We start from the raw sequence: 18190 nt of genomic DNA on the forward strand, positions 1-18190 counted from the left end.
CGCCTTTCACCTAAGCTCGTTTTATAACTGATAGAATCAAGGAGATGGACATCAAGGTTACTCCGAGTAGAAGTAACGCTTTCACCGGTTTCTCGTTTTTAGTACCGGCTAAGAGATGAAATCCGCTTAGAACAATTATGACTGAGCTGATTAAGAAAGCATTCGAAATCAATACGGTTGCAATGTCTAGAGAATTAGCTATTGTGAAAATGTTGGCTAGAACTACGCTGATCAATGTGGCGAACAATCCCAGTAATTCAGCTTGCTTGATCCTTTCCGATTCCATCTGCTCTTTCAATTCCTCACGGAACTCGTCGACCTTCCTCTCAATTTCGTGAATGTACTTCCTCAGGTTCTCCTCAAACTCTATCTTAGTTAAGAGGCGTACGTAGTCATTGATTCTAAGGACGTAGTCTGACTTCCTAGGATCCTCTAGGTCTATTGCGCGTAACAACATCCGCTTAGCTCTTTTAAAATCTCCTTGGAGAGCCAAGAACCTTCCGTAGGTCGCGTAGAACTTCGGGTAATTATAGATGAGTATCTTATGGAGGGCTTCGCGCGCTTCCTCGATGTAGTTCTCGTCCAACTTCTCCCCTTTCTCAAGTAATATTACTACGGTTTCCGCGAAGTTATGGAGTATTCCGGCGTGGTTCGGAACCCTCTTTGCTAGTAGATAGCTTATCCGGAGGGCTTCCCGAAGTTCGTTCTCATCATCGGAAGCTTTTAGCGTCATTACTTTCAAGTGCTGGAAAAACGGGTGCTCTGAGAACTCGCCTTCAAACTCTTTCGTTATTTTCGATAAATAACTTATGTTCTTAAGTCTCCGATGATAGATATGTAGTAACGTAAGCAGTTTCAGACGCGAATCAGGACTTAGAACCTCCTTAGCTTCGGGAGAACGGAGTATTTTCTCGATTGTCGACACAAACTCCGGATTGCTTTCGAGGTAGTACTCTACTATTTTCGTGAGAATCAATTCGGTTTCCCTAACAAGGAGGTCTCCGAGGCTTTCCAGAAACTCGTTTAACCTTTTAAGAACGTCTAGTTTCGACCCTTCATTGGAATTGAATTCGTTCAATAGGTCTCGCAACTTCGTTATGAACGACGATTCGTCAATTCTCATCATAGGACTATGCCCCTCCATTGTCGCTCACAAGCTCGTCCGCTTTCCATGGGCACTCCTTCCTCTTATTCTTAACTAATTAAAGAAGTTAGTACTAAATCTTCCTATTCCATCTTGGGACTCTACCTCTTGGCCCCTAATAGAGCATACAATTCTCCTGGAGTCCTCTTTCTATTCCCTATTGGGACTCTACCATTAATGGGAAGAAAGACCGCTTGCTCGATTGAGGAATGGACTTTCTATTCCCTATTGGGACTCTACTTGTAAGGTACCACTATTGTTCCTGTTGCCAAGACCCACTCTTTCTATTCCCTATTGGGACTCTACAGAGAAAGAAAATGGGGGAGAGTAAATGGACTAAAGTAGCCTTTCTATTCCCTATTGGGACTCTACTGGTCACGGCAACGGTATAGCCCTCGTAAGCGGAGGCGAGCTTTCTATTCCCTATTGGGACTCTACAAATGGATCGAGAATGATCCAGAAAGGTTCGAGAACTTCTACTCTTTCTATTCCCTATTGGGACTCTACGGGCGTCATAGTCACCACTCCTTCCAGCAATGGGTGAAACTTTCTATTCCCTATTGGGACTCTACCGGGTTCGAATCCCGCCCCCGGCGCCACTCAGGTGATTATAACTTTCTATTCCCTATTGGGACTCTACGCGGGATGGAGTTAAGAGAAAAAATCAAATGGTTTGCATCCTTTCTATTCCCTATTGGGACTCTACTTTGATGCACTTGTTGAAAGGTTTGCAGAACGAGATCTTCAACTTTCTATTCCCTATTGGGACTCTACTAAGCTAAACGCACCGGTACGTTTATGAACGCTCTCTTCAAGCTTTCTATTCCCTATTGGGACTCTACGGAAGATAGGAACTGCCAAACCGAGCTTCGTTGATTCTTCTTTCTATTCCCTATTGGGACTCTACTCGATGCTGAGCATTTAGTCAATTTCGTTGAAAATCTTTCTATTCCCTATTGGGACTCTACTTGATTGATCGAGAATTAATGTAAGAGCGCGATATTGGGGCTTTCTATTCCCTATTGGGACTCTACCGTTGCCCTCCTATTTAAACAACCTCTTTCTTACCTTTTAACCCTTTCCCCTTCATCTGCCTTTCCACATTCATACCTTTCCACTTCGAATATCAACCCATTTGGTTGTCCAATATATGCATGTATGTGCTTGTATAAGGTAAGCTGGAGTAGAAATCCCCATAATCATCGAAGTTCCCATGATCGCTTATTAACCCCTCTAAGCTCCTTCTCATTGTAAAGATCGATCTTGAAAGGACCTTGTACTGATGGTCTGAGCTCAAGAGTGGTAAATTGCCTTTGTTTTTGCAAATACGATGTTGAATGATTGGGTTTAAATTGAATTGAGCATTAGGAAGTCTGGTAGAAACTGAAGGTGCTTAAAGAGACCATTAATTCTTTTCGTAAATGATTAAGGTTGAAGGAATGAGGGAATTAATTGTAAGTAAATGGAAAAACGAATTTGGACAGGAGGCGGAGATGAAGATTCACCATGGGATGGTGAATAGAGTTTTCACCATCCAATGGTGAAATCGTTTGTTCAATCATTTGCATCATTTAGTGTATCGATTTTCCAATTCAGATTAATTAGAATAATCATTTACTAAAACTTGATAATTAAGTATATATCTTAAAGATCCTTATTGAACCTATTCTATTCTCATCTCTATTAATTAGTACGATCTAGAGTAATACCCTATGGTGATGCTTCTCTCGTGCTTCCGCGCTCCGTGTGGGACGAGTTACGGGCCTCCGCCGGAGAGGCGATGGTGACTGTTAGAGGCTGGGATTGGTCGCTCTTGCAAAATAGGGCGCCCGTTAAACCTACAGTTAGCGAAGTTACTTCGCCGTGTCCAACTAAGAGAGATAGTTACCTTAGGAGAGTATTGGGAGCGAGGCCATCGTCACCCTTACTGGAGAAAGGAAAGATGGTTCACGAGGCATTTATGTCTCCATTTAGAGGCGAGGAAAGGGAGTTCAAGGAGGAACTCCTCAAGAAGGTTCACGAAGAAGCGAAGCTCAGGAAGGCCATAGCGGACGAAGAGGGAATACCTTACAAGGTCGAATCGAAATTACCAGGATCCGTAATAGGACTCTCAACTATAGTTAAACCTGACTTCCTAGTAGGCTTCATGCCGGTCGAACTAGTGTACGGATGGAATGGTAACGTAGAGAGGAAGAAGTTGGCTTTGGCAGCTTATGCATTAGTGATAGAGGCTTGGACTGGACTCCCAATCGATGCTGGCGTTGTAATCAACGTTAACGATCAAGGGATCAAGTACGTACTCGTTAGGATAGGTGACTACTACAGAAGGAAGTTCTTAGAAGAGAGGGACTACTTAGCATCGATACTTTCAAGGAAAGAAGATCCCGGAAGGGCCGAGAGCTGTCCCAATTACTGCCCCTTTGCAGAGGTGTGTAAGCAATGAACTTGTTGGTGTTATCCGAACCTGGGAAAGTTGTAAGGAAGGACGGAGGCATAGCCTTCGTAGGATTGGACGGGAAAGTAGAATACCTTGGAAACAACTACGACGTTATAGTGATCGCGAGCTCTAAGATATCCGTTACCTCGGCCGCCATGCGAATTATAGGCAAATGGAACGTAGACTTAATGGTTTTAGATTGGAACGGCGAACCAGTGCTTAGGTCTTCGTCTCCCATACCCAATAAGAGCGCTATGACGAGGCTCAAGCAATACGAAGTTATATTAAAAGGGAACGGCTTGAAATACGCTAAACCGATAATAAAGAGGAAGATAGTTGAACAAGGCAGGACCCTCAGATACGTAGCTAAGAGTAAGAGGTCCAAGTGGTTGATCGATGAGAGTTACATCCTAGAGAAGTACGTTACTGACGTGGATAAGGCTAGGGATGCTGAAGAGCTAAGGTCCCTTGAAGCTCTAGCTGCGAGGCTCTATTGGAGCCTGTTGGCTCAAGTAATAGAAGGATTCGAGGGGAGGGATCACGAAGGTAGGGATGCAATTAACGCGTCCCTGAACTACCTCTACGGGATTCTATATTCGAAGTGCTTCAAAGCCTTAACTATAACCGGTCTAGATCCATACGCCGGCTTATTTCACGCAATAAAGAGCGGTAACAAGTCTTTGGTATACGACTTCAGCGAACAGTTCAAACCAGTCTATGATAAGAGGCTGTTCGGTAAGCTGCGGGAACTCAAACCGAAGTTCGAGGGAGGCACGCTAGCGTATGAGACTAGGAAGAAGATAGGCGAGATCGTCAATGAGTACATGGACAACGAGATACTCACGGAGGCGTGGAACTTGGTAACCTCCATCAGGAACGCCCAACCCTACGTACCGGGGTGGAGAGCTTGATGGTTCTAGTGGCGTACGATATAAGGAACGATTCCTTTAGAACTAAGGCCATGAAGAGGTTACTGGCCATGGGCTTTCAAAGGCTTCAGAAGAGCGTCTACTTCAAGAAGGGAGGAAGAGGCGATGCTCTAGACGCGTTTAGAGCGATAAAGAAATACGTAAAGGATGAAACCGACAAGATCTTCGTAGTAACGTTATCTGATAAGGAATTTAGGGAGGCGCTCGTGCTTGAAGGCGTGGTTGGTTAAGGCTTACCTATTGTGTCCAGCCTTCGCTTACTTCAAGTTCCACTACCCCGAAGCGCCAACCCCTTCTATGGAGGAGGGATCCGAGATAGATCTAGCAGAGATAGTGGAGAGGAACCTGAGAACCGAGTGCCCCGTAAAGTACGAAGTTCCTCTAAATGCGAACGGTCGAAAGGGTATAGTTGATGCTCTCATAGAATGTAGCGATTCCATTGAGGTAGTTGAAGTGAAGCTTAAGCAACAACCGGGCAACTCCCACTTCGCCCAAGCGCTTTTCTATTGCATATTAGCTGAGGAAACGTTAGGAAAGAAATGCGAGAAGGTCTTTCTATGTTATCCGGAGAAGTGTTACGAAAGGAAGGTTACCGAAGCCTCGAAGGAGTACTTAATGCAAATTATCAGTACAATGGAAAAGGACTTGGAAACGCTGCCTAGAGTTAAGAGCAAGGCTTACTGTAAGTATTGCAAGTACTCTAGGTTATGTCCTTGGTCTCCAAGGAACTGATGAGGCTTTATATTGTCCTTTCTTCACCTTGATAAGTAGACCTTGGTCTACGAGCTTATTTAGAACCTTCCACGAAGTTTTCCTACCTAGCCCGTATTCCTCTAAATCTTGAGGACTCACGGAACCCTTAGTTAAAGCCAAGGCTAGCGCTATTGCCTCCTCCCTCTTCAATGGTTGAATGGGAAACTTTATATCCATGCACTTACCCAAGGCCTCGTTAAGCACCTTCACGTAGCATGGTATTGACGAAACAAAGCACGCAAGTATTAACATTAAGCTCAAGCTCCTCATACCGGAACCGAAACATATCACGTCGTTTTCAGACAATTTCAATATTACCTCAAATATTCCATTGTAATCGCAAGGGTTTAACCTTACGATTTCGAACGAAATGTTCTTCTCCTTGAGGTACTCTTCGAAGCTCTTGAGAGCCTCTTCTGACCTAGGGTTAGGCGTATCGGGAACGTAAATTACTACCTCTCCAACGTTATCGAGCTGCGAAACGCAAGAGACCGGGAAAGTTATATCGAAGCCGAGAACGACGTGAACCCTCAATAAGGGCACCTTTCAAATATAGAGCGGGTAGCGATCGTCCATAAGCTCTTCGCGCCCCTATTCGGCTGCAATTAAAGCGAAGCGTAGATTTAAACTTCCCCAATAAATCGCCTTGGGGTGAGTTGAAGTGGTAAAGGCCCCAAGGGGTTGGAGGCATAGGACTCGACACGTATTTAAGAAGAGGATAAGGGAGAAAGGCGGCGTACCTCCCCTCAGCTTACTAATGATTGAGTACAAGGAGGGCGATAAAGTAGTAATAAAGGCGAATCCAGCGATATGGGCCGGTATGCCTCATAGGAGGTTCCACGGAAAAGTTGGAGAGGTCGTAGGAAAGAGGGGCAGGTCCTACATCGTAAAGGTAAGGGATGGAAACGTATACAAGACCTTGATCGTGAGGCCCGAACACCTAAGGCCCTTTAAACAGGGACAGGAGGCTTCATCTTAGCTGCTTTAGCCATTCGCAGCATCCATTTCTCTAATATTTCCTTCGCTATCGGGGCCAGCCTGCCCGGTATAACTACCTTGTTGAGAACGCTTATCCCATCGGTCGGACCGAGAGTAATGAAGCAGAACGGCCTTTCGGAAGTTAGGAAGGGTACGTAAGGATCCCTCTTCTTACCAATGGCGTGAAGCACTGCATACCAACCTTGCCTCATGGCTTCCTCCGCCATCTTGAGAGCCTTGGAATTAGCTGCATCGCCGGCAACGTAGGTCCTCTTGCAACCCTTGGCGCGTTGGAACTCATCTACGACGAAGAAGTCCCTCTTCGCCCTTTCGGCGCAGTTTACCTTTACTTTCGGTCCCTTCACTCCGGCAGCCCAGATAACCAAGTCAGCTTCTATTTCGTTCCCGGAAGATGTAATTACCTTTCCGTTCTTAACCTCCGACACCAACGAGTTCAAGTGAACCTCTATTCCATATTTCCGAAGTTTATTCATTATTACCGGTTTTATTTTCTCACAAGGTAGAGTTGGGGAAATCACGGGCGCTGCTTCAATGGCCTTCAACCGATAGGAGGCCTTACCGCTCGCGTTCATCCAACGGAGTTCCCCTAGCGTCTCCAAGCCAACTAGGCCCGTCCCGACTACGGCAATGGTAGCGTCGTTCCCCAACTCGTCTAACTTCCTCTTAACTTCAACTGCGTGATTAATTCTATATAAAGGATATACGCCCTCCACTGGAACCCAAGGTTCGGAACCTGGAGCAAGCACTGCGAAATCCCCCTCGTACTCCCTTCCATTCTCTGTGACAACTTTCACTCCGTTCTCGGTTTCCTCGACCTCTGTTACCAAGTCCTCTACGAACTCCCACCTGAAGTTGGGCTCAACCGTTAGATCCTCCGCTCTCTTTCTACCGCTGAGTATCTTTGTTAATGAGGGTAGGTACTCGAACTTCCTTGGACCTATTTGGATTACTTCCAAACCGTTGACTTCGGCTGCCCTAGAAGCAGAAAGCGCTCCGAAACCGTTGCCTACAACTATAACCCTCAATTCAAATTACCAGTCACGGCTCAGTTCGAAGGTTATTTCCATTTAACGCTTACTAGGATTCCCCTCTTAGCCTTCAGTCGAGCGCCTATCCTCACTACAGCCTTCCCTACGCAGAAGGCATCGTCTCCTTCAGGCACCTCAATTAAGCAACCTTTCTTGAGGGCCGGGCAATAACACAACTCGTTCCCAATTAGGACCTGATTAACGTACGCGAACACTCTGCCTTTAAGTACCTCTTCAGCTTCCCTTGGGGTCAGGTTAGTGGTACATATAGACAGTCCCTTAAGCAACTTAACGCACCATACCGTTTGATCGAAGTACATTAGAACGTCCATGACCTCCTCGCTGGCCCGGAACTCCTTTCCGGGTTTCGAAGTAACTATTGCAATAGATCTCGGCAACCTCCCCTTAAGCAAATTACCACCGCCTCTTCTATTGCTCGAGTTGGATCTATTTGTAGCCACTCCTTAACGACCTCGTCTTCGAACGCCCCTCTTAGAACTGCTTTCGTTAGCTCGTCTAGTTTTCGCTGAACCATTAGAGCCCTCTCCCTTACTTCATCGCTTAGATAGGGCAATACATCGTCCAACTTGTTCATTAAAATTATTCTCGCTAATCCCTCGTACCCCAAGTTTATCAACTTCATTAGCTTGACGTAGTTAGTTGACTTAATCTTGAACATTTTCGGCTTCACTTTACCTATTTCGTACCAAAGGACGGCTCCCTCGACATTAATTCTCTCTATAGTATCTTTCAGTTCGTCTAGATCGGATACGCGGAACTCCCTAGGTCCCTCGAGGGGATAGAGCGCTAAGGTCTTCATATCCCTCCTGGCTAAAGGGACCAATTTCCATTCCATATCCCTTCGCAGATGTTCCTCTTCCCCCATCCAAGCGCTCCCAGAACCGGGGCCTATAAGTTCGTATACATACGTATACCCCTTTAGGTCCGTTTCAGATAGCATCTCCTTAGCAACCCTAGCGAAAGGCGAATCGATCCAAAGCCTCTTCCTAGTTGCCGCGAAAACCTCGCCTTCGTATTCGAAGGCCGATATCATCGTTCCGTCCAGCTTCTCGAAGACTTTGAGGGGCTTTCCGGAAGGCCTCTCGTACTCACCTACGTTGTAGAATTTGTGGAACGGATAGGCAATCAGTCTCGGGCCTTCCTTGCTCCACTCTATAACTGTTCCCCGAGCGTCAACTAGTAAGGGTATGGGTGGGGGAGGTCTTCTATATGAATATACGCAGAGCCTCTTTCCGTTTACTTCGTAGCACCTTACGCTCAGGGAGGATATGAGTTTCCTTACTTGCAGTTCGTCCCCTTGAGCGCCTAGAACTTCCTCGTAGTTCGGTTCCTCACCAAGCCATAGGGCTAATAGAGCCTCGTAAAGCGCGTTGCTCATTGTCCTTTTGCCTAATCTTTCGGCGGAGTTAAAAGATATAGCAGAACGAAACGCAAAAACTCGTAGTAACGCGATCTAAGTGCTGCAATCGAGGCAAATATTCGTTACTCCAACGAACCTTACTTCTAGGTCTCTGAGAGGTTTGCTTGTAAAGATACAAACCAGTGATCTGCCTTGTGGAAGGAGCTTTCTCTCTTGGTATAACCTCACCAAGCTCCCATCCAGCTTGGAGTTAAGCCTCACGCCTTCCACGTTACCGGCAGAGCTACTGTATACTATTGTTACTATTACGTACTTGTCGTTTGAATTGCCGAAAGTTATCAGCTCATTATTATCGACGACCTTCGTTGATCGTAGAGACTCCAGTATTTCGTTGCAAGTAGCTATAGGGTCATTAGAATACATCAAGTTCGTAGATAGTTCGGCTACTACTGAGGGCGCGGAGGCCTTCACTTCCGGCCTCAACGACGCAGCCAGTATTGCGATTGCAATCGAAACTATGCCCATTAACACGAGAGTTTCCAAAGTTCCTAAGCCCCTACGCATGATCTCACCGCCCACGCGGAAACTTCGCTTCCCGATGAGTCCTCGAATTGAACGTTATCCACGTAACACAAGGCTATCTTCTCCAAACCCGTGGGAAGCTTCACGTGAAAGTACGCGAAACCCGTGAAGGTGGGATTGGAGCAACTCGCCTTAGGTATTAAGGTCGAAACTGATGGGATGAATACGAACACTTTGGCGTCGTTTATAATGGTTGGTTTAAAGGTTCCGGGAACTACGTAGAACAGCGGTTTCCCGTTACATTCGAGCTCTATAGTAGCGTACCCAGTGAACTCTATTCTAGGTAAGTTAGAGTAACAATAGGTTGCGTAAGATAGCGAAGTGCCGTTATTTAGGTCGTATACCTTTAAGTTGTTTGGATCGAAAGCGAAGAGATAGTTCCCTAGGCAATCGAGCGTGTACGAGCTCGCTTTTCTAACCATTTCAGCTACGTCCAATTGAGACCTAGATGAAGCCGTTTGCTTGTTCCAAGTAACTATTATCCCGGTCGCTAGACCAATTACTACCGCTGCCAGTAACGCTACGGCCAAGAGTTCCGAGGAACCTTTTTTCACTCTCACCATCCATCAAAGCATTGCGTTACAAACGGTTTATTGATGTCGTTCGCGTTCTGAAACGCGAACGTCCGGCCTCACCTTATATTTCATTTCTTCGTTCACATCGATGGCGTTTAATAATGAAGCTAATGAAGGGTGGAATAGAGAACGTAATAACGTTAACGATACTCGTGATATTGTTAGTCTCAGCTATAATGATATTAGTTAGCGCCCTAGCTAGGCAAACGTCGCTACTTCAGACTCAAATAGAGAAAGCGTCCGAAGAGAAATTGAGCATTGCGTTGGCAACGAAAATAGGAGGTTGTGCGAGCAAGGTCTTCGACGTGGAAAATGGGGAGTGGGCCGTTATAATAAAGACGAACTCAACCGTGCCTTTCTGTAATTACGTAAGAGCCGTTCAAATAATAGGTACCCTGAACGGCGTTAAGAAGAGCTATCTAATAACGCTGAACCAAACAACCAAGGCGTGGGAGAGCCCTCAAACTTTAGCTACCTATCCCTCTTCTTGTGGAACGCCCATCAGCGTTCCTTATAGTCTCGATGGGTCCACTACCCCTCAAGGAACCTTCAGCAACGTAGTCCTCGAAGTCATAGGAATACCGAAGGAATTCAAGCTTCAGTCCGTTCAGATACTAATAAGCGACGTTGGTTGGAGGGAGCTCCAGAGCTGTATAGTCGGTATCGGTGGTGGAGTAACGTATCAAGTGACTCAAACCACCACAATATACAGCGTAGGTCCAGTTACTATAGTTGCGAGCGCGAACTTCAATCCCATGAAGTACCTATGTCCGCCGCCGAAGACCGTAGTTGGGGACGACAACGCTTACGAAATAGCTGTTATCTTGAATCCGCAAATGAACGGTACTAGGAACGACGTCCCGACTAGTTACTTAGTAGACCTCAAGAGCTTAATTGAAAGGGCGGCCCCGCCTAGTTCGCCCTTGAAGGTAAACGAAGACTACGTTTACATAAGGAACGTGACCGTCCTCGGCTTAAGGTCCACTCCAGGTTTAGGTCCCTATAGCTTAACAACGACTGGACCTCTACCTTGGAGCTTTACTGCATTGAACTATACCTCCGACGTTCCGCTGTATAAGAGCTCTGGGGTTCTAACCATAGGCTTTAACGCAACGACCCCAATGACCCCAACTAGCTTAACTCAATACAGCGCAGTCGTTTGCTTGTACCTAGGAATAAAGGGGCAAGTTCCAGCAGAAGCGACGGGAGTACTGGGCGACGTTAATAACGACGGTTACACCGATTGGAAAGAGATCAAAATACCTGGAGTTAGCAACGACCAATACAAGTGCTTCACCGGGACGGACTTCCACTACTGTTACATACCATCTATCTATGGTTACTATAATAGAACTCTAACCGATAAGTACGGGATTACGCTATCGGGACTTCAAGAGCCAGTAGATTCAACTCTCAGAGTTCCGAAAGTGATAATAAAGAATCCGAACGCCAAATCGCTCTTCGACTACGTAGTTAGAATAAAGCTCCCAACGGAACTAGTCGGGAAGAACCTAACAGTACTCGATATGAATGGAGGGAAGCTCAGTTTCTGTTACGAAACTTCATTGGGCGACTGTTCGACCAATGCTGCTGAAGGAGATGGTTATATATGGGTAAGAGTTCCCTACATACCGGCTGGAGATAAGGCAGTCCTTCAGTTAGTTGAAGGCAAGAACGGAGCTAGGAATCCGCTAGAGGTATTCCCAGTATACGTAAGTTTCAGGAACGCTACCATGGACATAGACGAGTACAAGTACATCTGGTACTTCCCGGGCAACGCGTGGACCTTCGTAGCGGCAGTTTTCGATGATGCGAATGGATATACGAACTTCGTCAATAGCGATTCTGACTTCACTATAGTAGCGGACGTGCGTTGGGATGCAGCGCCTAACCCAGACGTAGACGATAGGGTCGTCTACGGAACAGATGAATACTCTTCTAGGTTCATATACAACGTCTATCCAATTGCTTACAGCTACGACCCCAACACTGGAAACGGATGGGTCTTGGCCCTCTACAAGGGCCTGCCATTCATAAACGTTTATCGTAACGGAAACGCCGACATCATTGAGACCGCTCCGGAAGCGCTCATACCGGGAATAAAGTATAGAATAGTTGCTGGCGTTGATTTAACTAACGGAAAGGCTTACGTTAGCGTGTTCCCGCTAGAGGAGGAGAGGGGCGAGAGACCACAAATAACTTCCTTGACCAATGAACCTAAGAGGTTCGAAATACCCAACCAAGTTGGCCACAACGTTATAGTAATATCCGATGCGGACTATGCTACTCGGTCTTCCTTCTGGTCAACTAGCAACTACGCGTACAGCTTCTCGGGAATGATATATAACGTAACCTTGTTCGATGACTACCTAGATTCCAACGTGGCCGTTAGCTGCTACTTGGACTACAACGAAACGCTATGTCCTAAGATGGTATTTTACCTAAATGGATCAGATAGCGATGGACTTTATGCCAACCTCAATGGCATCAATCTCAAGGCAAGGATATTTACGTTAAACGCTGACAATAGAAGGTTTAGCGTGAACGAGGTTACTGCTACTCCGTATCCCTTGGGCGGTGAGATCGATATGACCGTCTACATAGGAGGCGACAAAACGCATCCAGTGAAAGTAGTAATGTATGGAACGCCAATGAATAACTTCTACGACCCTAACGCTGTAATAGACTTAGAGAACGTCGTCAAGAACTTACCTTCCATGTTCACAGGGGAATCATTTGTGATGAACACTACTGCCTTAGGTCTAGATACTGCATGGAACGTTATGCTCAACATGCCAGCTCCCGAATCGACGAAGTACGAGGTCGTTGTTGGAGTTAACGGTGGAAGCTACTCAGACTATAATTCTCTATATGGCTGGAACATAATTTACCCGCTAATCCCAGCCGTTGTTGCAGACGATACGGCTTGGTTGAAGTGGATGTTCTACGAAGACCCAGTAGATGGATATAGAATATCGTTCGTGAGGAACTCACCGAACTACGACGCATGGAGGATATACTTCCACTCGTTCGGAACTACTGTGGCAACCAAGCTTAGCGATCCCAACAAGCTATACTATACCGTTCTGAAATACGACATGAGTCGTCCGAGCGTCACTATAAAGATGTACGAGGGGGGACCTCTGGGCACGATATTCTACTATTCTCTCAGTGATTTAAGTCAAACCAACCTTGCAATATACTACGAGCAATTGAGACCGAAGTACATCAAGTACATAGGCATGGGTTACATTTACAGCAACGACGCCTTAGTTAGTGAAGACGAGAGGATTTACTACTACATGTTCATGAGACCCTTAGCTGAACTAGAGCCCAGCGTTGAAGTTGAAATGCCGGACTTGAGCTCCCCTTACGTGGACTTGCCTATAGTCTACTATAGAGATGAAAGCTTCAACGTGAACGGAAACAATACGGAAGCCACAATAACGTACGACTTGCTGGGTAACGAGACGGACCTAAGTCCATATGGCTACGTCTACCTATCAAACGCCAATCTGGGACCTTTCACTGAACTTAACGACTTCACGTCTAATGCCGTTGTAGCGCCATTGTGGAGCGATAGGTCGTACGACTTCAATGTTACGTACGTGAAGCTAGGCTTAAGTACTCCAGAGAACTGGACCGCGGTAGTTTGGTACTTAGGCTTAGGCAACGTCTCTGTAGCGATTAACGATTACGGCGACTTCGCGTTCGATTACCACGGCGAAATAGCTCTACCGAACGCTTACGCAATAGGTCTGAACAACCCAGCTACTGAGGAGACCTTGCTAATTATAGCAAAGGACGGAAACGGGGAATATAACGGATTACTGGGAAGCTTAACCGAACTAAGCAACGTATCGATAGTCGGAATTAATAAGAGGAACTGGTACGTGCTAATAAGCGGGCCTTACTGCATCAAGTGTTAAATTGATTCATTTTTCCAGAAGTAACGCTATACTTAACCTCGGGAACTCGTCTAGGGGTTTGCCCATAATTCTCCCGAGCTCTTCAGCCCTGTCTACGAACTCCCATATCTTCTTCCTTACGCCCTCTAGACCGAATTTCTTGACTATTTCCTTAAAGACTGTCCCCGAAAAACCTACGTCCTTGTCCATGTCTCCGAGATCGTCAGCCATTTGATACGCTATTCCCAAATACATACCGTAGTTCCAAGAGACGTCAATTAGGTCTTCCCTACCGGCCGCTAAGGCGCCTAAGTACGTAGACAACGCGAAGAGGGAGGCGGTTTTAGCTTCAACTACCTTCAAGTAATCGCTCCAAACGTCGGATCTGGAAGGAGGTCCGTAAACGTCCCATATTTCGCCTTTCGAGATAAGCTTCCATACCTCAACGACCTTGGTTATTGCCTTAATGCCATACGTTTTTATTAACAGAATTGCGTGTGGTATTAGTAAATTGCTAACCATTACCGTGTTCCTCACCCCGTAAGCGATCCATGCGCTTGGCTTACCTCTCCTAACTTCGTCTTCATCTATTATGTCGTCTATTGACAAGGAGGCCGCGTGGACCATCTCCAAAGCCAGAGCTGCCGGAAGGGCGTCTCTAACGGTACCACCGAGAGCGGTTGCAACCATTATAGCTAAGGACCCCCTTAGCCTCTTTCCATCCATTAGAATGTACTTCCCTACTTCTATAGCCTTTCCCTCGTAGTCACTTTCGATCAACTCCTCTAGCTTCTTGTCTATTAATTCTCTCCATTGTATTAGCAGCTGTTTCACGTCGCTCACAGAATTATACCCACTGCCATTCTGCGAAAGGGTTATCAAAAGTTATCCGTTATCGAATGGACAACGTACTTGAACTTCCTTCACCGCAATAACTAAACGGTATCTGGAGTAATGTTGGAAGTAAGCGTTAGCTCCGCCGAGGCAATAAGTGGGATCCCCAAGTTTACGTCGGAGTCCAAGTTATGCGACGAAGTGATGATAGCTTACGTAGTTACTGGGGGAACCGAACGCTACCTGTTAGAGCTTTACGAAGCCTGTAAACCCAAGTTCCTTTTATTGGGAGCCTTTCCTAAAAGGAACTCCTTAGCAGCTGCGCTGGAAGCCTTGGAGGGTCTACCAAAGGGCGGACTTTACGTAATTAGAGACGAACGAGACTTCCTCAAGCTAAGAGCTATTGCCAACAGGGCCTCTAAACTGGCGAATTCCAAGGCTTTGTTAATAGGCGGCGTGGCGCCTTGGTTGGTGGAAGTTCCGCAAAGGGAGACGCTCCGAGGAGTCCTCGGCCTCGAGGTAATTGACGTTGGGTGGGAAGAAGTGGAAACAGCGTACGAGAGTTCGAGCGTTAACGAAGAGGAAGTCAAGTCACTCGTTTCCGGTGCATCCAAAGTTGAAGTGAACATTGAAGCTCTCGAGAGGGCACTGAGGCTTAAGGAGGCATTGAGGAAGCTATTGGAAACCTACGGAGCCAGATCGTTAGCAATCAATTGCTTTGAATTAATAAAGAGAATGAATGTGACGCCTTGTTTGGCCTTATCGCTCCTCGCATCTGCTGGCACCCCCTCAGCGTGCGAAGGGGACTTGCTATCGTTAACTTCTCAGTGGATGAGTTACGTCGCCTACGGCGTTGTAGGAGGCGTGTTTAACGTAGTGGAAATATTGGATCGGAAGGTTGCGTTAGCTCACTGCACTGCACCTATAACGATGTTGGATGAGTACGATTTAGTAACGCACTACGAGACCTCCGTTCCAGTAGCTATAAGGGGCAGGATCTCACCGGGTAGGGACTTGATAGCGCTTAGAGTAAATAGAGAGTTGAAAGATCCTATAATATGGAAGGGAAAGAGCGTTGAAGGTCCTGAATTGAACGCATGTAGGACTCAAGTATGGATGGAGGTCGAAAACCTCTATGGTCTAAAGGGCAACCATCGAGTAGCGTTCCCCGCTTCCAGTTTAGCTGAGCTCTATTCCACGCTATGGGCGTTCGGAATAAGAACGAGGGAACCTCTTCCAACTTAAAAGGAGTTCTTCGGCGTTGGGACTATGAAGCAAAATGAGCCCAAAGGAACTAGACGAGCTAGATTACAAGATCCTCTCGGAACTCATGAAGGACGCTAGGAAGAGCGTTAGGGAAATAGCCAAGGCCGTTAATTCCTCTCCAGCCACCGTCCATTCCAGGCTACAGAAGCTCATAAAAAAAGGCGTTATAAGAGGCTTCATACCGCTGGTGGATAGCTCGAAGGTAGGGTATCCGGTAACGGCAATAATAATGGTTAGCGCCAAGGGCGAGATGTTAAGGAAGTTGGAAGAGGAACTCAGGAGCATTAAGAACGTTATTGCAATATATGACATTACCGGAGATTACGACCTAATGATAATAGCTAAGTTCAGGGACATGGAAGGCTTGGACGTTTTCGTTAAAGACCTCCTCGCTCGGGAGGAAGTAGTCAAGACATTAACCCACATTGCTTTCAACGTAGTGAAGGAGGACTTGCGATTACCATTATAGAAAAGTTGAAAAACGTCTTCTAATATGAGATCAGTAGCCATGAAAAGAACATCGATCTTGATTACCCTGAGCTTAGTTCTATTAAATGCAATTGAATTAAAAGTGCTCTGGGAGTTCCATGGAATTAATGGGACTATTGAAGACTTAAAGTTCTCGACCAATGGTGTATTAGGAGTAGCGTCGTGGGACGGATGCGCCTATTTGATTAGTAGGGAAGGTATTTTATTGAACAAAACATGCGGATCTAGAGAAGTTTTAGGTGTAGATTACTTAAGTGGAATTTTCGGTTTCGTTAATCGTAGTGGCGAAGTTTACTTAATTTACGAAAACGGGACCCTATTGAAGTCCTTCGAATCTGACTTCGACCGCGGTCAAGACATAGGACTAATCTCCAATGGGTTCCTGATTTGTCGAGGCTACTGTACGCTTTACGATTTAAATGGTAGGAAGAAGTGGGATACGTTCGTTGGAAGGCAGATCGTTCTAAGAGGTCGCTTGGTAATAGGCGGGCGATGCGTTTTAAGAGGTGGTGTGGAAGACTTAGTAATTGGTAAAGGCTACGCATTCGCGGCCAACACTTACTCGGGAAGACTTCAGATAATTAGAATGGAAGATGGGGAAATAGTTAATACACTCTACTTCCCTTCTTGGGTGCAAGGAGTTGGAATTTGTGGCAGTTACTTAGCAGTTATCGTGAACACTAAACTATACCTTTACGATGTGAGCGATCCGTCGAATCCTAAGATGGTGTGGAACGTTACTGGGGTTAACGTGTCTTGCAACGAGCACTCTCCGGAATTCTCAATGAACTGTAAGTATATAGCTATACCTGATGAAGGAAACGGTCAATTGAAAATATATGAAGTGGAGACGGGGCGACTGGTTTACTTCAAAAACGTACCTGGAATATGGTCTGTAGCTTGGTGGAGGGATAGAATAGCCGTTGGGTTGTATAACGGGACCTTAATAATGTATAGAGTTACTGATGAGCTCTTGGATAGCCCAGAAGCTGAAGTGGAACCGATACTTTTGAAATTGAACGAACCAATAATCTCCTTGCTAGGAACGCTCTCGCTTAACTTCTTCAAGAGGGTAACTTCGAGAAGGCCTCGGTAGGGTAACCGCGAGGTCATCGGAGACCTCGCACACCCCGAAAATTCCTCATCGCTCAGCTACCCCGGAGCGTTCACCTCACGCCTCGGCGAGCATGACTCTCTTCATTGCTTCCTAATACGTCGCTGAGCCTCAACACGCTAATGAATTCGATCCCCCGGGAAGTTATTTCCTTCTCCGCGCCCTCTTCCCGATCTAGTAAGGTCGCAGCTAGGATCGGCTTTGCACCTATTTCCTCCAACGCTTCAATCGACTTCAATATGCTTGAGCCGGTGGTGGAGACGTCGTCAATTACTACGATCTTCGCGCCTTCATCGATGCCCTCGACGAGCCTCTTTTGGCCGTACTCCTTCCTCTTAGGCCTCACGTATCCCATGGGCCAACCCAAGGTGAAGGACAAGTGCGCGGCCAGAGGTATTCCTCCCGTAGCTATTCCGGCTAAAGTAGCGTACTTAACCTTGCTCTTTATCTCTGCTGCCATTAATAATGCGGCTATTCTGGCCAGCTTGGGAAAGCTCCAAAGCCTCCTCATATCAACGTATATGTTACTCCTCTTTTTAGAGGATAGAATGAAGTTCCCTTTCTTGACCAGTCCGTATTCCCTTATTTTCCTAGCCAAGTACTTCTTGAAGAAGCAACAACCCATATTTAATACGATCATCGGCTCGTTTATCGCTTCGACCATTGCCTCTGCGTCTATTGTAGCACCAGTCCAAGGGATACCACTTAGGGTAGCTATCCCGTAAGCCTCCATGTACTTCTCCAGACGCAA

At 46.3% G+C, this 18190-nt stretch carries 18 protein-coding genes and 1 CRISPR repeat array; of the genes, 9 read left to right on the forward strand and 9 right to left on the reverse strand.

From position 1 onward, the window contains the following. Positions 1–10: 10 nt before the first annotated feature. Complete coding sequence (locus EYM_RS04985) at positions 11–1126, reverse strand: tetratricopeptide repeat protein (protein WP_075049958.1); 1116 nt, start codon at positions 1124–1126, stop codon at positions 11–13. 97 nt (positions 1127–1223) lie between these two features. Next, a CRISPR array of direct repeats spans positions 1224–2178; the repeat unit is 26 nt; unit sequence CTTTCTATTCCCTATTGGGACTCTAC. 746 nt (positions 2179–2924) lie between these two features. Between EYM_RS04985 and cas4a the strand changes: the two genes are divergently transcribed. Genes cas4a through cas4 form a run of 4 tightly spaced genes read left to right on the forward strand, consistent with a single transcriptional unit; the run spans position 2925 to position 5242 of the window. Beyond that, positions 2925–3587 (forward strand): type I-A CRISPR-associated protein Cas4/Csa1, encoded by a 663-nt coding sequence (gene cas4a / locus EYM_RS04990; RefSeq protein ID WP_083495153.1) that lies wholly within the window; start codon positions 2925–2927, stop codon positions 3585–3587. Next, positions 3584–4492: a CRISPR-associated endonuclease Cas1 gene (cas1, locus tag EYM_RS04995; RefSeq protein WP_075049960.1), complete on the forward strand. Its 909-nt coding sequence runs from the start codon at positions 3584–3586 to the stop codon at positions 4490–4492. The genes cas4a and cas1 overlap by 4 nt, the downstream gene beginning before the upstream one ends. Next, positions 4492–4740 (forward strand): CRISPR-associated endonuclease Cas2, encoded by a 249-nt coding sequence (cas2, locus tag EYM_RS05000; protein ID WP_075050630.1) that lies wholly within the window; start codon positions 4492–4494, stop codon positions 4738–4740. The genes cas1 and cas2 overlap by 1 nt, the downstream gene beginning before the upstream one ends. Continuing rightward, positions 4721–5242, forward strand: coding sequence for a CRISPR-associated protein Cas4 (gene cas4, locus EYM_RS05005; RefSeq protein WP_075049961.1), 522 nt, complete (start codon positions 4721–4723; stop codon positions 5240–5242). Before cas2 ends, cas4 begins: the two co-directional genes overlap by 20 nt. Here the strand turns inward: cas4 and EYM_RS05010 are convergent. Next, entirely contained in the window at positions 5216–5797 is a 582-nt protein-coding gene (locus EYM_RS05010) for a hypothetical protein (protein ID WP_075049962.1), read from the reverse strand. The two genes, cas4 and EYM_RS05010, sit on opposite strands and share 27 nt — an antisense overlap. A gap of 127 nt (positions 5798–5924) precedes the next feature. On the opposite strand from EYM_RS05010, the gene EYM_RS05015 reads away from it, so the two are divergent. Beyond that, entirely contained in the window at positions 5925–6242 is a 318-nt protein-coding gene (locus EYM_RS05015) for a 50S ribosomal protein L21e (RefSeq protein ID WP_075049963.1), read from the forward strand. Here the strand turns inward: EYM_RS05015 and EYM_RS05020 are convergent. The 5 genes from EYM_RS05020 to EYM_RS05040 form a co-directional block, all read right to left on the reverse strand. Next, a complete protein-coding gene (locus tag EYM_RS05020) occupies positions 6214–7287 on the reverse strand; it encodes an NAD(P)/FAD-dependent oxidoreductase (protein ID WP_075049964.1) in 1074 nt (357 codons plus the stop codon). The genes EYM_RS05015 and EYM_RS05020 overlap by 29 nt on opposite strands. A 32-nt stretch (positions 7288–7319) precedes the next feature. Further along, complete coding sequence (locus EYM_RS05025; RefSeq protein WP_157058772.1) at positions 7320–7703, reverse strand: hypothetical protein; 384 nt, start codon at positions 7701–7703, stop codon at positions 7320–7322. Continuing rightward, entirely contained in the window at positions 7667–8689 is a 1023-nt protein-coding gene (locus EYM_RS05030) for an RNA ligase (RefSeq protein WP_075049966.1), read from the reverse strand. The genes EYM_RS05025 and EYM_RS05030 overlap by 37 nt, the downstream gene beginning before the upstream one ends. 75 nt (positions 8690–8764) lie before the next feature. Continuing rightward, positions 8765–9214: a hypothetical protein gene (locus tag EYM_RS05035; RefSeq protein ID WP_075049967.1), complete on the reverse strand. Its 450-nt coding sequence runs from the start codon at positions 9212–9214 to the stop codon at positions 8765–8767. A 5-nt stretch (positions 9215–9219) separates the two neighbouring features. After that, on the reverse strand, positions 9220–9807 hold the full coding sequence (locus tag EYM_RS05040) for a hypothetical protein (protein ID WP_075049968.1): 588 nt from the start codon (positions 9805–9807) through the stop codon (positions 9220–9222). Between the two features lie 122 nt (positions 9808–9929). On the opposite strand from EYM_RS05040, the gene EYM_RS05045 reads away from it, so the two are divergent. Then, on the forward strand, positions 9930–13757 hold the full coding sequence (locus tag EYM_RS05045) for a hypothetical protein (protein ID WP_075049969.1): 3828 nt from the start codon (positions 9930–9932) through the stop codon (positions 13755–13757). A gap of 6 nt (positions 13758–13763) precedes the next feature. Here EYM_RS05045 and EYM_RS05050 read toward each other — a convergent pair whose 3' ends face one another. After that, on the reverse strand, positions 13764–14579 hold the full coding sequence (locus tag EYM_RS05050; RefSeq protein ID WP_075049970.1) for a polyprenyl synthetase family protein: 816 nt from the start codon (positions 14577–14579) through the stop codon (positions 13764–13766). Positions 14580–14690: 111 nt separating this feature from the next. Between EYM_RS05050 and EYM_RS05055 the strand changes: the two genes are divergently transcribed. From EYM_RS05055 to EYM_RS05065, 3 genes are read left to right on the forward strand one after another with little or no spacing between them, the layout of a single operon-like run. Continuing rightward, entirely contained in the window at positions 14691–15815 is a 1125-nt protein-coding gene (locus EYM_RS05055; protein ID WP_075049971.1) for a hypothetical protein, read from the forward strand. A 34-nt stretch (positions 15816–15849) separates the two neighbouring features. Beyond that, positions 15850–16305: an Lrp/AsnC family transcriptional regulator gene (locus tag EYM_RS05060; protein ID WP_075049972.1), complete on the forward strand. Its 456-nt coding sequence runs from the start codon at positions 15850–15852 to the stop codon at positions 16303–16305. Positions 16306–16329: 24 nt separating this feature from the next. Next, positions 16330–17421, forward strand: coding sequence for an LVIVD repeat-containing protein (locus EYM_RS05065; protein WP_075049973.1), 1092 nt, complete (start codon positions 16330–16332; stop codon positions 17419–17421). Positions 17422–17491: 70 nt separating this feature from the next. Here EYM_RS05065 and pyrE read toward each other — a convergent pair whose 3' ends face one another. Continuing rightward, a complete protein-coding gene (gene pyrE / locus EYM_RS05070; protein ID WP_157058773.1) occupies positions 17492–18190 on the reverse strand; it encodes an orotate phosphoribosyltransferase in 699 nt (232 codons plus the stop codon).

The sequence above is a fragment of the Ignicoccus islandicus DSM 13165 genome (assembly GCF_001481685.1).
In the GTDB taxonomy this organism is placed as follows: Archaea; Thermoproteota; Thermoprotei_A; order Sulfolobales; family Ignicoccaceae; genus Ignicoccus; species Ignicoccus islandicus.